This window comes from Arthrobacter sp. Y3225209, from assembly GCF_059090685.1.
The window spans coordinates 1-15609 of record NZ_JBNHFW010000042.1; the positions used below are offsets into that span (position 1 = coordinate 1).

Below are 15609 nucleotides of genomic sequence, written 5' to 3' on the forward strand. Positions count from 1 at the left end.
CGCCTTCGAGGCTCCGCTGGCGCTGGGCACCGACACCGGCGGCTCCATCCGCCAGCCCGCCGCCGTCACCGGTTCCGTGGGCGTGAAGCCCACCTACGGCGGTGTTTCCCGCTACGGTGCCATCGCCATGGCCTCCTCGCTGGACCAGATCGGCCCGGTCTCCCGCACCGTGCTGGACGCGGCTCTGCTGCAGGAAGTCATTGGCGGTCACGACCCGCGCGACTCCACCTCCCTCACGGACCCGGTCGGTTCCCTGGCTGACGCGGCCCGCAACGGCAACGTGGCCGGCATGCGGATCGGCATCGTGAAGGAACTGCAGGGTGAAGGCTACGAAGCCGGTGTGCAGGCACGCTTCAACGAGTCGGTGGAGATGCTCCGTGACGCCGGCGCAGAGATCGTCGAGGTCTCCTGCCCCAACTTCAAGTACGCCCTCGGCGCCTACTACCTGATCATGCCGTCCGAGGCCTCCTCGAACCTGGCCAAGTACGACGGCGTCCGATACGGCATGCGCGAGCTGCCCGCCGAGCCGCCGCTGACCATCGAACGGGTTATGGGCGCCACCCGTGCCGCCGGCTTTGGTGATGAGGTCAAGCGCCGCATTATCCTGGGCACCTACGCACTTTCGGCCGGCTACTACGACGCCTACTACGGCTCGGCGCAGAAGGTGCGCACCCTGATCCAGCGCGACTTCGACGCCGCGTTTGCGCAGGCCGATGTGCTGATTTCCCCGACCTCGCCCAACACCGCCTTCAAGCTCGGCGAGAAGCTGGACGATCCGCTGGCCATGTACCTGAACGACATCGCCACCATTCCGGCCAACATGGCCGGCGTCCCGGGCATCTCGATTCCCGGCGGCCTGGCCGACGGACTGCCCGTCGGCATCCAGTTCCTGGCTCCGGCCCGCGAAGACGTCCGCCTCTACCGCGCCGGCGCCGCCCTTGAGGGCATGCTGGAGCAGAAGTGGGGCGGCCCGCTGCTGGCCTCGGCACCCGTACTCGGAGGAGTGAAGTAAATGTCCGTCCACATCCAGGATGAAACCCTGTCCTTCGAAGAGGCCATGGAGAAGTACGACCCGGTGCTGGGGTTCGAGGTCCACGTGGAGCTGAACACCAAAACCAAGATGTTCTCCGATGCACCGAACATCTTCGGCGACGAGCCCAACACTGCCGTCACCCCGGTGGACCTGGGCATGCCCGGCGTCCTGCCCGTGGTGAACAAAAAGGCCGTGGAGTACTCGATCCTGATCGGCCTGGCCCTGAACTGCAAGATCGCCGAATCCTGCACCTTTGCCCGGAAGCAGTACTTCTACCCGGACACGCCCAAGAACTTCCAGACCTCCCAGTACGAAGATCCCATTGCGTACGACGGCTACCTGGACATCGAGCTGGAAGACGGCACCGTCTTCCGGGTCGAGATTGAGCGTGCCCACATGGAAGAGGACGCCGGCAAGCTCACCCACATGGGTGGTGCGGCAGGCCGCATCCAGGGCGCCGACTTCTCCCTGGTGGACTACAACCGTGCCGGCGTGCCGCTGGTGGAGATTGTCACCAAGCCCATTGAAGGCGCCGGATCCCGTGCCCCCGAACTGGCCAAGGCCTACGTGGCCGCCATCCGGGAAATCGTGAAGAACCTCGGCGTTTCCGACGCGAAGATGGAACGTGGCAACGTGCGCTGCGACGCGAACGTTTCGCTGCGCCCGCACGGCCAGGAGAAGTTTGGCACGCGTTCGGAAACGAAGAACGTGAACTCGCTGCGCGCCGTCGAACGCGCCGTCCGCTTCGAAATCCAGCGCCACGCCGCCGTGCTGGACTCCGGCAACACGATTGTCCAGGAAACCCGGCACTGGCACGAGGACACCCGCTCCACCACCTCGGGCCGGCCGAAATCCGACGCCGATGACTACCGGTACTTCCCCGAGCCTGACCTCGTTCCCGTGGTCACCTCCAAGGAATGGATCGAAGAGCTCCGCGCCCAGCTGCCCGAACCGCCGGCTGAACGCCGCAAGCGGCTCAAGGAAGACTGGGGCTACTCGGACGCCGAGTTCCGTGACGTGGTGAACGCCGGCGTCATGGAAGCCATCGAGGAAACCATTGCCGCAGGCGCTTCCGCGCAGGTTGCCCGCAAATGGTGGATGGGTGAGGTTGCCCGCCGTGCCAAGGAAGCCGAAGTGGATCCGGTGGACGTGGGCGTTACGCCGGAACTGATCGTGGAACTGGACCGCCTGGTGCAGGCCGGCAAAATCAACGACAAGCTGGCCCGCCAGGTCCTCGACGGCGTGCTCGCCGGCGAAGGCACCCCGGAGGAAGTCATTGAGAAGCGCGGCCTGGCCGTCGTTTCCGATGACGGGCCCCTGCTCGAAGCGATCGACGCCGCCCTGGCCGCACAGCCGGACGTTGCGGACAAGATCCGCGGCGGCAAGGTCCAGGCTGTCGGCGCCATCGTGGGCGGCGTCATGAAGGCGACCCGCGGTCAGGCCGACGCCGGCCGCGTGCGCGAGCTGATCCTCGAACGCCTGGGCGTCCAGGGCTAGTCAGGCTGGTGCTGAAGACCGGCCCCGGGTCATCCGGGGCCGGTTTTCGCGTTAAGCCCCCGGGTCAGCGTGCCGTGCCCAATAGTCGGTGGTTTCCTCCATGCTGCGCTCCACTATCCTCTCCATCGCCGCCTGCGCGGATGCGGCATCCCCTGCCTGCACAGCCAGGGCTATATCCATGTGCAGCTGCAGAGCCTCCTCATGAGGCACTTCCGGGACCAGGCCGTAATGCGTGCGGCCGGTCAGGACCTCCGCCACCAGCCGGTGCAGCTGGGCGAACATCTCATTGCCGGAGGCTGTCAGCAGCAGCTGGTGGAACTGGACATCCAGGCGAAGGAACTCTGCGGCATTTCCGGTTTTGCCGGCGGCCCACATGCCACCGGACAACCGCAGCAGGTCAGCGGCCTGCCCGGGAGCGGCGCGTCCGGCGGCCAGCCGGGCTGCCTGCGGCTCGACGGCGGTGCGCAGCTCAGCGAGCGAGCGCAGCTGGCTTAGCCGCTCCGAAGTGGCCAGCCGCCACCGGATAATCAACGGGTCGAAGAGGTTCCAGGACTGGACCGGAAGTATCTGCACTCCGACCCTGCGGCGCGGCGCGACCATTCCCATGGCCGAAAGCACCCGCAGCACCTCGCGGATGACTGAGCGGGAGACAGCAAGCTTCTCCTCGAACTGCTCGGTGCGCAGGATCTCCCCGGCGGCCAGGCGCCCCTCGCAAATGGCCAGCCCCAGATCCTCGAGAACGCGTGCATGCAGACCGGAGACAGCGGTGCCGGCCGCTGGGTTGCCGGTGGTGTGGCCGTCGGACGTCGTCGTCATCGTTGAATCATACGGCTTTAAGAAAACCATTGATTAAGTATGATTTAGCGTCTTAGACTCTGCTCACCGCGGAAGCAACGAGGCATCCGCGCGGGGGTTCCTCGCCTGAGGCGGCCCCGGACGGACGGAGACGGCGTGGGGCGCAAAGAACTTTCACGGACCGCAGCAGTGCTGACAGCTTTGGCATTGGGACTGACCGCCTGCGGCAGCGGAGACGACGGGGGAGCCGAAGGCTCGGACACGGTGCGGGTCACGGTGGCCAACCATGTGTGGACGGACACCATCAAGGAAGCCATCCCCGAGTTCGAAGAGGAAACCGGGCTCAAGGTGGAACTCACCCAGCTGGGCGAGGACCAGCTCTCGGACCAGTACAACGTAAAACTCAATGCAGGTTCGGATGAGATTGACGTCATGATGTACCGGCCCCTGCAGGAGGGGCGACTGTTCGCAGACAACGGCTATCTCGCTGACCTGACGGACCGGGTTGAGGCCAACGCGGACTGGGAGTGGAGCGACTTCCAGGAAGGGCCGGTGACCGCAACCACCTTCGAGGACAAGGTGGTAGGTGTCCCCATCATCACCGAGCGTGAGGTGCTGTACTACCGAAAGGACCTGCTCGACGCTGCAGGCCTGGAGGTCCCGGCCACCATGGAGGAACTGGAAGCCGCGGCGAAAACGATCTCCGAGGCGAACCCCGGCACGGCCGGCTTCGTGGCCCGCACCGGTAAATCCGCAGCAGTCACCCAGTTCTCCAGCTTCCTTTTCAGCTTCGGCGGTGACTTCATCGAGGATGGCGAGTCAGCTGTATCCAGCGAGGAGGCCAAGGAGGCCTATGCCTTCTACGGCGGACTCATCAACAACTACGGGCCAGAAAACGTCAGTACCGACATGAGCTGGTCCGAGGCCATGGCGATCTTTACGCAGGGCGGTGCCGCCTTCTACACGGAAGCCGATTCGCTCTATAAGAACGCGACTGACCCTGCGAAGTCCAAGGTGGCCGACACCGTCGGTTTCGCACCGCTGCCGGCCGGACCGGCGGGGTCGAAACCGTACAACATTCCGTCCTGGAGCCTGGCCATCAACGAGGCCTCGCAGAACCAGGACAACGCCTGGAAGTTCATCGAATGGGCCACCAGCAAAGACATGACCATGCAGATCCAGCAGGGCGGTGTCCCCGGTCCCCGCGCCTCCGTGTGGGCGGATGCCGGCGGAACATCCACCTACCCGGAGGACCTGGCCGAGGCGATCAGCATCAGCGCCGAAAACGGCGTCGGCCATGACCGGCCGCTGGTGAAGTCGGTGGGCGAGGCACGCGAAATTGTCGGTGCACCCATCGTGGCCGCCATCACCGGAGCGGATTCCGATGCAGAGGCGGACACCGCCCACGAAGCCTTCGAAAAGTTCCTCGAGGGCGAACAGTAAGCCCTGGGCTGCCGGCCTGCCCGGCAGCCCGGGTTCCTTCCTCCCGCACCTGCTTTCAAAGGCGAAAACATGTCCGTTGCCACCGCCCCGGCCAGGAAAACCGCGGGGCAGTCCTTCTCCGACTGGGCGAACGCCCACCGCAAATGGTTGTTCGCTGCTCCGGCGATGATCTTCGTCGGGATCCTCATCATTTTTCCCGTCGCCTGGACCGTCTACCTGAGCCTGACCGATGCCTCGGGATCCGTCCGCGCCGACTCCGATTTCATCGGCCTGGAGAATTACCTGACCGTCCTCACGGACACCGACCGGTTCTGGCCGGCCGCCGGCCGCACCGCCTACTTCACGGTCACGGCCCTCGCAGTGGAAATGGTGCTCGGTATGTGCATCGCCCTGCTGCTGTGGCGTCCGTTCCGCGGCGAAAAATGGGTCCGGGTGGCCATCCTGCTGCCGCTGGTGGCCACGCCGGTTGCGGTGGGCATGATGTGGCGGCTGATTTTCGACCCCAACATCGGATTCGCCAACCAGATGCTGGGCTGGGTGGGCATCCCGCCGCAGCCGTGGCTGTCCGGCGTCGAGAGCGCCCTGCCGACCACCATTTTCATCGACATCTGGCAATGGACGCCGATGATCGTGCTGATCCTGCTTGCCGGGCTGACCTCGCTGTCCGAGGAACCCGACGAAGCTGCCCGGATTGACGGCGCCAACGCATGGCAGCGCTTCTGGTACGTGACCCTGCCGCTGATGATGCCGACAGTCATTGTGGCCGTGCTGCTGCGCAGCATCGACGCCCTGAAAACCTTCGACATCCTTTATGCCACCAAAGGCAAGGGCGGAGGCTCGTTCAACGAAGTGGAAACCCTGAACATTTACGCCTACGGGCTGAGCTTTGACTACAACAAGTATGGGCTGTCATCCACGGTGCTGATCCTGTTTTTCCTGATCATTGTCAGCATCATGTTCCTTTTGACCCGCCGCCGGAAGGGAACCCCATGAGCACCGTCACCGAACTTCCCGAGTCCTTTGCCCCCGTGCTGGCTCCGCGCCGGAAGCCGCTGCGCAGCCGGGCCTACAAGGCCTTCCGCGTCTGCGCGCTGGTGGTGGTGGTCCTGGCGCTGCTGGCACCGCTCGCCTGGATGGTGCTCGCCTCCTTCAAGACCAACGTGGACATCTATGACGCGGCAAAATCCCTGGTCTTCACGCCGACATTCGAGAACTACTCCAATGTCCTGCAGCGCAACAACTATTTCGTCTTCATCTTCAACAGCTTCTGGGTGGCCTTTGCCTCCACGCTGCTCTCCCTGCTCCTGGGGGTACCGGCGGCGTATGCCATGAGCAGGTTCTCCATGCAGCGCTCGGCGCTGGTGGTCCTCATGGCCCGGATCATCCCGGGCGTGAGCCTGCTGGTGCCCTGGTACTACGTATTTTCCAACCTGCGGATGGTGGGCGGCTTCAGCGTGCTGATCCTCAGCCACATGTTCGTCGCCCTGCCGCTGATCGTCTACATCATGATGAGCTACTTCGACTCGCTGCCGGTGGAGCTGGAAGAGTCGGCGCAGGTGGACGGCCTCTCACCCATCGGCGCGTTCCGGCTGATCACGCTGCCCCTGTCACTGCCGGGCATCATGACGGCAGGAATCCTCGCCTTCATCTTCTCCTGGAACAACTTTATGTTTGCCCTGGTGCTCTCCGGAGCGTCCACCAAGACCCTGCCGGTGGCCATCTTCGACTTTGTCTCCTACGCCAGCATCGACTGGGGCGGGCTGATGGCAGCAGCCACGGTGGTCACGATTCCCATCATGGTCATAGCCCTGTTCACACAGAAATATGTGGTCAGCGGCCTGACGGCCGGGGCCACGAAGGGATAGCAGATGCGGGTTGACCGGGTAGAAACTTTTATGGTGCCGCCCCGCTGGCTGTTTGTCCGGGTGGAAACCGATTCAGGCATCGTCGGGTGGGGCGAGGCCACCTGCGAGGGCCGGTCCGAAACGGTCCGGACCGCCGTGGAGCAGCTGGCCGAGCTCCTGATGGGACGGGACCCCCTGCGGATCGAGGACAACTGGCAGGTGCTGACCAAGGGGTCCTTCTATCGGGGCGGGCCGATCCTGGCCAGCGCGGTCTCCGGACTGGACCAGGCGCTCTGGGATATTGCCGGCAAACACTTCGGCACACCGGTACATCAGTTGCTGGGTGGTCACGTCCGGGACAGGATCCGGATGTACGGCTGGGTGGGAGGTGATGATCCCGGTGAAGTGGCAGACCACATCGGTGCGCAGATGGAGGCAGGACTAACCGCGGTCAAAATGAATGCCAGCGGCAGGATGGCTGCCGTGGCCACCGTGGCGGAACTGGACGCCGTCGTCCGCCGGGTGGCAGCCGCACGTGAGGTCCTTGGCGACAGCCGGGACGTGGCGGTGGACTTCCACGGCCGTTTCTCGGTGGCTAATGTGCGCCGGGTTGCACCGCTGCTGGAACCCTACCGGCCATTCTTCCTGGAGGAACCGGTCCTGCCGGAGAACCCGCACCTGCTGCAGTCCGTCACCGCCGTCACCAGTATTCCCGTCTCCACCGGTGAACGGCTCTATAGCCGGCAGGAGTTCCTCCCCGTACTCCAGGCCGGAATTGCGGTGGCGCAGCCGGACCTCTCCCATGCCGGCGGCATCACGGAGGTGCGCCGGATCGCGTCCCTGGCCGAGATCTATGACGTCCAGCTGGCACCGCACTGCCCGCTGGGGCCGCTGGCGCTGGCAGCCTGCCTGCAGGTGGGGTTCGCGACCCCGAACTTCCTGATCCAGGAACAGAGCATCGGCATTCACTACAACCAGGGCGCCGAGGTCCTTGATTATGTGGTGGACAAGGCTCCGTTTGCCTTCATCAACGGGCACATCGAACGAATGACGGGTCCGGGCCTGGGGATTGAAGTGGATGAACAGGCGGTGCGGTCCGCAGACAAGCGCGGGCACGCCTGGCGCGGACCGGTCTGGCGGCACAGCGACGGCTCCTTCGCGGAATGGTAGGCAGAAATGACAACTGACGAGTTCCTGCCCGCCCTGCTTCGGGGGCGGCTGGTGGCGATTATCCGGGGGACGGACGGCAAGGCCGCCGCCGCCGCCGCCCGGGCACTGTTCGAGGAGGGTATCTCCTGTGTGGAGATCACCCTGACAACCCCGGGGGCGCTGGAGGCAATCGAGACCCTTGGCAGCGGCAGTGCGCCGGGACACTGGGTGGGTGCCGGATCTGTAATTACCGCGGCGCAGGCCCGCGATGCGGCGGCGGCCGGTGCCCGGTTCATAGTGACGCCGGGAGTTACGGAGTCCGTCGCAGCAGCCGTCCGGCTGGATGTGCCGGTACTGGCCGGCGCCTACACAGCCACGGAGGCCGTGGCAGCCATGGCGCAGGGTGCGGCGGCGGTAAAGCTCTTCCCTGCCTCGGCCGGCGGACCGGGGTACCTGAAGGCGCTCCGGGACCCTTTGCCAGGGATTCCTTTTATTGCCGTAGGGGGAGTGGGGCTGGCAGACGCGCCGGGATACTTCCAGGCCGGAGCCGTGGCACTTGGCCTGGGCGGGCCCTTGGTGGGCGACGCCGCGACCCAGGATGGGGACCTGGCGGCTATGCGCGAGCGGGCGCGGAACTTCGTTGAGCTTGCAGGCCCTGACCGAATGGATGCGTCCGCATAGTGCGGGCCGGCGTCATCTCCGCTTTCCGGCAGACGGCCGGCATAGCCTGACGGTAGGCTTTCGAAATGGCCAACCTTCCCGCTGCTGAGATCTCCGCCGACCCCGCACTGGTGGGGCAGCTGATAAGGGAACAACGGCCTGACCTGGCCGGCCTCGAGCTGCACGTAGCCGGCAGCGGATGGGACAACCACATCTACCGGCTGGGTACCGACTACGCTGTCCGCCTGCCCCGCCGCCGGTCCGCAGCGGGGCTGACGGCCAATGAACAGCAGTGGCTGCCGCAGCTGACCGCTGAGGTTCCCATACCGACATCTGCTCCGCTGTTCTCCGGCACGCCCTGCGAGCTCTACCCCTGGCCGTGGACCATCACCCGCTGGTTCGACGGGCAGGACGTCTCCCTGCAGCCCCGGGACCGCAACACAGCCCTGGCGGACGGCCTGGCCTCGTTCCTCAATGCCTTCCACCGGCCCGCGCCGCCGGACTACCCGCGGAATCCGTTCCGGGGCGGGCCGCTGCCGGAACGGGACAGATCAGTGCAGGAGCGGTTGGACACCGGCATGGTCCCGCACGCGGTTCGGGTCCGGGAAGTCTGGTCAGAGGCACGTGAGGCGCCCGGCTGGCCCGGGCCTCCGCTCTGGCTGCACGGGGACCTGCATGCCGCGAACCTCGTCTCCAAGGACCAGGCACTTCAGGCAGTGATCGATTTCGGTGACCTGACCGCCGGGGATCCGGCCACGGACCTGGCCGCAGCGTGGCTGGTGTTCGACGCCGCGGGCCGGACGGCGTTCCGTGCCGCACTGGGGCCGCAGTACGATGCCGACCCGCATATCTGGCAGCGTGCCCGCGGGTGGGCGGTCTGCCTCGCGACCGTCCTGCTGGCCAACTCCGATGACGCACCCGGATTGAACCTGCTGGGGTCCGAGACCCTCATGGAGATCCTTACGAATGACAGAGAAGGGACACCCTAAGTGGGGATGGGCAGCTGGAAACACTCGGTCCGGATTTCGATCGAGGGGGACGACCACGTCCAGGAGGATGAATGCGGTTTCGCCGGGGCAACGGCGTGGGTGCTCGACGGCGCCAGTTCGCTGCTTCCCCAGCTCGGCCTGCCGGGTCCGTCCGACCCGTCCTGGTATGCCCGGCAGCTGGACCGGCTGCTCACCGAGGCTGCCGTTGCCGCGGAAGGGACGGGGAACGCGGACCTCAGTGCACCGGCAGTCCTTGCCGATGCCCTGGGCCGCATGGACAAGCTCGCCGCCAGCCTGGTCGGCGGGGAAAGAGTCCGCTTTCCGTCGGCAGCGATGTGCCTGGCCCAGCTCACGGGGGAGGGGGTCGAGGTGCTGGCCCTGGCGGACTGCCATGCGGTGGTGGAGCTGGAGGACGGCTCCACAGTCCACGTCACGCACGAACCCGCGGACATCCGGATCCGCCCGGAAGAATCCGCCGACCCCCTCCGGGAACGGGAACTGCGGATCCGTGACAGGGAACTGCGCAATACACCCGGACGGCTGTGGGTGGCCCGGCGCGAGGTGGAGGCCGCCGATCAGGCGCGCACGGTCCGTCTGGGCCCTCCCCGACGGATGGTTCTGGCCTCCGACGGAGCCTGGCGGGCGGTGGACCTGGGCATTGTGCAGGGACCGGCCGAATTCCTGCAGGCGGCACGGTCGCCGTTGGCGGCCCAGGAAATGCTACTGGCGCTGCGCCGCCTGCAGGCCGGGACCGGCGAGAGCGCCGATGACGCCACCCTCCTTACCGTTGAAAGGACCTCTCCATGACCGTTCCGCCGAACACACCGGTTTCCTGCGATGTCCTGGTGATCGGGGGTGGGATCGCGGGCCTTTCCCTGGCCGCCGAACTGGCCGTCGCCCACGGGGCGGACGTGGTGCTGGTGGAAGCGGAACAGACACTGGCCTATCACACCTCCTCCCGGTCCGCCCGGCAGCTGATCCCCAGTTACGGACCGCGCCCGGTCCAGGACCTGACCCTGCGGACGCTGGCTCTGATCCGAAGCGCGGAAGCCGAGCTGTCCGCACCTGTTTTGACCCCCCGCAGTTTCCTGCTGATCGGTGATGAGGAATCCGTCCGGGACCGGGCAAGTACGCACATGCATCCCGTCATGCCGGCGGAGGCGCTCGGGCTGGCCCTGGAGCTGAAACCGCGAGCTTTCACGGCCGCCGGGCTGGACACCACATCGGTAGCCTGCGACACGGACGCGCTGCTCGAATACCACCGGCAGCGCCTGTGCTCCGCCGGTGGGCGCATCATGACCGGACAGCGCGTCCGGGAGGCTGGCCGGAGGGAAGGTCCGGCCGCGGGATTATGGGAGGTCGCGGCGCAGGGGAGCCGGTTCCGCGCCCAAACGGTGATCAACGCAGCAGGTGCCTGGGCAGACGGCATCGCGGACATTTTCGGTGCCCGCCCGCTGGGGCTGACGCCATACCGCCGGACAGCCGCCGTCGTCGACGTCGAGCGGCCGCTGGCGGAAGGGGCACCGATGGTCGCCGATGCCGGAGACCGTTTCTACTACCGCCCCGAAGGGCAGCAGGTGCTGATCTCGCCGTCCGAAAGCGAACCGAGCGTTGCCGAGGATGCCCGGCCGCGGCAAACCGATGTGCAGGCGCTGGTGGAACTGGTCAACAGCGTCACGACCATGGGTATTACCGGGGTGTCCCGGGCATGGACCGGACTGCGCACCGAAACACAGGACGGGCTGCCCGTGGTGGGCCCGGATCCGGCCGTGCAGGGCTTCTTCTGGCTCGCCGGACAGGGCGGCTACGGATTCCAAACCTCCTCCGGCATTGCCGAACTCGCAGCCGGAATCCTGTTGGGAACCGAAGCGGAAAACCCGCTCAGCAGGGCACTGAGCCCGGCCCGGATAACAGTGTGACCAAGATCTCACTGTTTCCGCTGTAACGAATCAGCCAAGGGCCCTCCGTATGGTCGTTAGGGCACCAAGAGATGCCTAGAGTTGTAGGTATCAAGCCCGTCCGGCGAAAACACCTACGCATCGAAAACTCAGTGCCCGAAAGGTCAGTCTCAGTGCCAGATTTCTTGCCGCCAAAAGTTGTTGGCGTGCAGCAGCGTCCCCTCTACATCCGGGTCCGTTCGATCCTGACAATTATCAGTACGTTGTGGCTGGTTCTGGCCATTATCGGGGTCGGTTTCTTCTCCGGCGGAACCACCTCCCTGGCCTTGTCCCTGATTCTGCTTTACGGCACGGGTGCCGCCCTCCTGGTGGTCATCACGGCAATTTACCGATACGTTTCCCGGGCAGCACGCCAGCGGGTGGAAACCATGCCGGATGACAACGCCGCAGCCGTTTTTGTTGACACCACGCGTTCGGCCACCGAGGAAATCATGGCTGCGCTACGCCCCGCCGCACCGGCAGGCCGTCCCGCCGTGTCCGTGCGGATGCCGCAGACGGTCGACGCCCTGGACGTAGCCGCTGCCCTCGCTGCCCGGACGGCCGCCCTGACCTCCGCCGCAGCAGCCGAAAAGTCCGCAGCCGCCGCTGCTGCAATCGTCTCGCCGGCGAAAACCAAGTCCCCGGTGAATAAATCCGCCACCAAAAAGAAGACCGGGACGAAGCGGCCGGCCCAGCCCAAGAAGGCACAGACAGGTAAGTCGCGCCCGGCCACCAAGACTGCCACGCGGGGTACAGGCGCGGCAGCGAACACCACGCCGAAGAAGAGCTCCGGCGGCAGGAAGCCCGGTTCTGCTGGCAAAGGAGCAGGGGCCGCGGGGAACACACCCCGGGCTGAGCGGGTAGCCGCGGGTACGGGGAAGGGGGAACCGGGAACGGTTCCCCCTTCCGGACCGGCCGCTAACACGGGGGCCGCGGGTACAGCAGTCCGGAAGGACGCCGGCAGCGCTCCGCGGGAAAACATATCCGCTCCGGCGCCGGTCATGGGCGTTCCGGGCATCCGCACCGCAGAGCAGGAAATCCTGCCGCGCCTGGAAGGAGCACCGTCCTGCGGTTTCACTGCGGGTCCGGTCCGCACCGCCGCCGTGCGACAGCCCGACCGGGAACTCACAGCCGCCTGATCGGGGAGGGGCCAGAGGGCCCGAATACTCAGGTAGTTGTCAGGTTGTCTTCAGCACCTACCCAGACGGGCCGCTTATCGTAGTTAGTACCTCATAAGGGTGCGAGTGATGAATGGACCGAGTAGTGACCGGTCCGGCGCCGGCAGACTAGGGTTGTTTCCCCCAACCAGCCCCAAGTCTGCCGGCGTTTTCCTTTTAACGGGTGTTTGTTTCCGGTGCCGCCGTGGCAGGGAAGCCAGGGGCTATTCCGCCCTGAAATCGGGAAATTCGCCGGTGGCAGGTGAGAAGGATTCTTCGACGCCGGTCACCACACCCGGAGCTTCCGGGCCGCGCAGATACTCCCGGAGTCCGTCCAGGGCCGGCTCTCGGCCCTCGGCAACCAACCGCACGGATCCATCCGGCATATTGGAAACCGCCCCGGTCAGTCCCAGCTGCACGGCACGGCCCCGGGCCCGGTACCGGAACCCCACTCCCTGCACTTCGCCGGTGACGCGGGCGGTCAGCCGCCGCTCAGTTCCTTCCGGGCGCTCCTGCTCATTCATCCGCGACGCTCCTGCTTATTCATCCGCACTTATTCATCCGCACAGCCTAGCGCGGGCATACCACCGCACGCCCGATCTCCCGGAATCAGGGAAAACTCAGTACAGCCGGGTTCCCAGTCTGTCCTCCACGGCAGCCAGGAGGGTGCCGCCGTCCACAAGGACCCGTACCGCCTCGATCTCCGGGGCAAGGTACCTGTCCGGTCCCGGACCGGCCACGACCTCCCGGATCGCGGCCCGGCCCGCCGCCACGGCGGGGGCGCTGCGTGTGGTGGCCAGTCCGCCGTCGCGCATGTCCAGTGCGCGGGCGGCGGTCAGCAGCTCTATGGCGAGCACCCGGGTGAGTCCGTCCAGCGCACGGCGCAGTTTCAGCCCCGCAGCCCAGCCCATGGAGACATGATCCTCCTGCATGGCCGAGGACGGGATGGAATCCACGGACGCCGGAACCGCGAGCCGCTTAAGTTCGGAGACTATGCCGGCCTGCGTGTATTGGGCGATCATGTGTCCCGAGTCCACCCCTGGGTCGTGGGCCAGGAAGGCATTCAGTCCGTGGCTGCGGGACCTGTCCAGGAACCTGTCGGTGCGGCGTTCGCTCATGGAGGCCACGTCAGCGACGGCAATGGCCAGGAAATCCAGCACATAGGCCACCGGCGCACCGTGGAAGTTGCCGTTGGATTCCAGCCGTCCGTCCAGGGTCACCACCGGATTGTCGACGGCGGAGGCGCGCTCAGCGGCGGCCACGCTTTCCGCGTGGGCCAGAGTGGACCGTGCAGCGCCATGGACCTGGGGAGCGCAACGGAGCGAATACGCGTCCTGCACGCGGGTGAAACCGCCGGTCTTGTGCTCCTCGATCAGCACCGAACCGGCGAGTATGGACCGGATGTTGGCGGCGGACTCGGCCTGGCCGTGCTGCGGACGCAGTTCCTGAAGGTCTGCCGCGAACACCGAGTCGCTGCCCAGCAGCCCTTCAACACTCATGGCGGCGGCCAGATCCGCGGTGGACAGCAGGCGGTGCAGATCCGCGAGCGCCAGTGTCAGCATGCCCAGCATTCCGTCCGTGCCGTTGATCAGCGCAAGGCCTTCCTTCTCCCTCAGCTGCACGGGAGTGAGTCCGGCGTCCGCGAGCGCTGTGGCCGCGGGGAGCATCCGGCCATCCGGCGTCCGAACCTCCCCCTCGCCCATCAGGGCCAGGGCACAGTGGGACAGAGGCGCCAGATCACCGGAGCATCCCAGCGAACCGTATTCCCCGACAACGGGGGTGATACCGGCGTTCAGGAGTCCGGCGTAGGCCAGGGCAATCCCGGGACGTACGCCCGTCCGGCCGGTAGCCAGCGTGGAGAGACGGTTGAGCATGAGCGCACGCACCACCTCGCGGTCCACTTCAGCGCCCGACGACGCCGCGTGGCTGCGGATCAGTGAGCGCTGCAGCTGGGTCCGCTGGTACGGCGGGATCTGCTTGACGGCCAGGGCGCCGAACCCGGTGGAGACACCGTAATGGGGTTTGTCATCCGCTGCCAGGTTGTCGATGACGCTGCGTGAGGAGGCCATGGCGGCCAGTGCCTCGGGGGCAAGATCCACCCTGGCCCCGTGCCGGGCCACCGCCACGATGTCCCGCGCCGCCAGCGGCCCGGTCCCCAGCTCAACGGCCTCAAGGCCCTGTTCAACGTGCATTTCTCTCCGTCCTCGCGGAGAAAACTCTCCGTTTCCATGCCGGCTGCCCGTGCAGTCCCGGCCGGTATGCTGCGAGCTTCCATCTCACCACCGCTGCGGCACCAAATTTACGTTCCGGGCGCATTCCGTTTCTGGGATACCAGACACTGCCCTAGACTCAGCCCATGTCCGCCAGTTATTCCCGCGTCCAGGTCCCGGCGGCGGCGCAGGTCCTGTCCATCCTCCGCTACCTTGGCCGGCAGGCCGGGCCGGTCAGCGCCGGTGCCGTGGCCAGGGATCTCTCCCTGCCCCGTTCCACTACCTATCATCTGCTTGCCGCGCTGGTGGCCGACGGTTTTGCAGTGCACCTGCCGGAGGAGAGCAAGTATGCGCTAGGTGCCACCGCTCATGAACTGGGCACCGGATACGCCCGGCAGGCGCCTCTGCAGCGCATCGGGAGATTTCCGTTGCGGAAGCTCGTCACCCGCACCCGGGCCACGGCGCATCTGGCGGTGCTGCAGGGAGCCGACGTTATCTACGTGATCGAGGAACGTGCGCCGCGGCAGCCCCCACTGGTGACCGACGCCGGGGTACGGCTTCCGGCCCATCGCACCGCCAGCGGGCGGGCCATGCTGGCCCCGATGAACCAGTCCCAGCTGCGGGCCCTGTATCCGGAAGCGGACGTGATGCGGTCCTCCCGCACGGGGGGTCCCTCCCTGAGCGGACTGCTGGAACAGGTGCGGGAGCGCGGCTACGCGTGGGAGGAGGACGAGGTCTCAGACGGCTTCTCCTCCCTGGCCGTACCTGTCCTGGACCGTGCCGGACATGCGGTGGCCAGTGTCACGGTGACGGTGCCCACCCGGCATGCCGTCCCCGGGCCAAGCGCCCTGCCCGACCGGCCCGGCCACTCCGCCCCCGCCGGACACGCTGCCCC

General features: G+C 66.4%; 15 protein-coding genes. 12 read left to right on the forward strand and 3 right to left on the reverse strand.

All coding sequences use genetic code 11. The features are described 5' to 3' along the window. Both AC5RVB_RS15995 and gatB read left to right on the forward strand, forming a co-directional pair. On the forward strand, nucleotides 1–1012 hold a 1012-nt coding region (locus tag AC5RVB_RS15995; RefSeq protein ID WP_494143133.1), incomplete at its 5' end, for an amidase family protein. Further along, entirely contained in the window at nucleotides 1013–2530 is a 1518-nt protein-coding gene (gene gatB / locus AC5RVB_RS16000) for an Asp-tRNA(Asn)/Glu-tRNA(Gln) amidotransferase subunit GatB (RefSeq protein WP_227904326.1), read from the forward strand. A gap of 51 nt (nucleotides 2531–2581) precedes the next feature. Here the strand turns inward: gatB and AC5RVB_RS16005 are convergent, their stop codons facing one another. Continuing rightward, nucleotides 2582–3346, reverse strand: coding sequence for a FadR/GntR family transcriptional regulator (locus AC5RVB_RS16005; protein ID WP_227904327.1), 765 nt, complete (start codon nucleotides 3344–3346; stop codon nucleotides 2582–2584). A gap of 135 nt (nucleotides 3347–3481) precedes the next feature. On the opposite strand from AC5RVB_RS16005, the gene AC5RVB_RS16010 reads away from it, so the two are divergent. From AC5RVB_RS16010 to AC5RVB_RS16050, 9 genes are all read left to right on the forward strand, one after another. After that, complete coding sequence (locus AC5RVB_RS16010) at nucleotides 3482–4768, forward strand: ABC transporter substrate-binding protein (protein ID WP_494143134.1); 1287 nt, start codon at nucleotides 3482–3484, stop codon at nucleotides 4766–4768. A gap of 69 nt (nucleotides 4769–4837) precedes the next feature. Next, nucleotides 4838–5761: a carbohydrate ABC transporter permease gene (locus AC5RVB_RS16015; protein ID WP_494143135.1), complete on the forward strand. Its 924-nt coding sequence runs from the start codon at nucleotides 4838–4840 to the stop codon at nucleotides 5759–5761. Beyond that, nucleotides 5758–6633, forward strand: coding sequence for a carbohydrate ABC transporter permease (locus tag AC5RVB_RS16020; RefSeq protein WP_227904330.1), 876 nt, complete (start codon nucleotides 5758–5760; stop codon nucleotides 6631–6633). Before AC5RVB_RS16015 ends, AC5RVB_RS16020 begins: the two co-directional genes overlap by 4 nt. A gap of 3 nt (nucleotides 6634–6636) precedes the next feature. After that, nucleotides 6637–7782 carry a galactonate dehydratase gene (gene dgoD / locus AC5RVB_RS16025; RefSeq protein WP_494143136.1) on the forward strand — a complete coding sequence of 382 codons (1146 nt, stop codon included), beginning with the start codon at nucleotides 6637–6639 and terminating at the stop codon, nucleotides 7780–7782. Nucleotides 7783–7788: 6 nt separating this feature from the next. Next, a complete protein-coding gene (locus tag AC5RVB_RS16030) occupies nucleotides 7789–8442 on the forward strand; it encodes a bifunctional 4-hydroxy-2-oxoglutarate aldolase/2-dehydro-3-deoxy-phosphogluconate aldolase (protein ID WP_494143137.1) in 654 nt (217 codons plus the stop codon). Nucleotides 8443–8507: 65 nt separating this feature from the next. Beyond that, on the forward strand, nucleotides 8508–9410 hold the full coding sequence (locus tag AC5RVB_RS16035) for an aminoglycoside phosphotransferase family protein (protein WP_494143138.1): 903 nt from the start codon (nucleotides 8508–8510) through the stop codon (nucleotides 9408–9410). After that, nucleotides 9411–10217 carry a hypothetical protein gene (locus AC5RVB_RS16040; RefSeq protein WP_494143139.1) on the forward strand — a complete coding sequence of 269 codons (807 nt, stop codon included), beginning with the start codon at nucleotides 9411–9413 and terminating at the stop codon, nucleotides 10215–10217. Beyond that, nucleotides 10214–11329, forward strand: coding sequence for an NAD(P)/FAD-dependent oxidoreductase (locus tag AC5RVB_RS16045; protein WP_494143140.1), 1116 nt, complete (start codon nucleotides 10214–10216; stop codon nucleotides 11327–11329). Before AC5RVB_RS16040 ends, AC5RVB_RS16045 begins: the two co-directional genes overlap by 4 nt. Nucleotides 11330–11481: 152 nt before the next feature. Beyond that, on the forward strand, nucleotides 11482–12486 hold the full coding sequence (locus AC5RVB_RS16050) for a hypothetical protein (protein WP_494143141.1): 1005 nt from the start codon (nucleotides 11482–11484) through the stop codon (nucleotides 12484–12486). A 242-nt stretch (nucleotides 12487–12728) separates the two neighbouring features. Here AC5RVB_RS16050 and AC5RVB_RS16055 read toward each other — a convergent pair whose 3' ends face one another. Both AC5RVB_RS16055 and hutH read right to left on the reverse strand, forming a co-directional pair. Next, nucleotides 12729–13028, reverse strand: coding sequence for an acylphosphatase (locus AC5RVB_RS16055; protein ID WP_494143142.1), 300 nt, complete (start codon nucleotides 13026–13028; stop codon nucleotides 12729–12731). A 96-nt stretch (nucleotides 13029–13124) separates the two neighbouring features. After that, nucleotides 13125–14696 carry a histidine ammonia-lyase gene (gene hutH, locus AC5RVB_RS16060; RefSeq protein WP_227928958.1) on the reverse strand — a complete coding sequence of 524 codons (1572 nt, stop codon included), beginning with the start codon at nucleotides 14694–14696 and terminating at the stop codon, nucleotides 13125–13127. Between the two features lie 164 nt (nucleotides 14697–14860). On the opposite strand from hutH, the gene AC5RVB_RS16065 reads away from it, so the two are divergent. Next, nucleotides 14861–15609 (forward strand): IclR family transcriptional regulator (locus AC5RVB_RS16065; protein ID WP_494143143.1); only part of this gene is annotated, 749 nt, incomplete at its 3' end.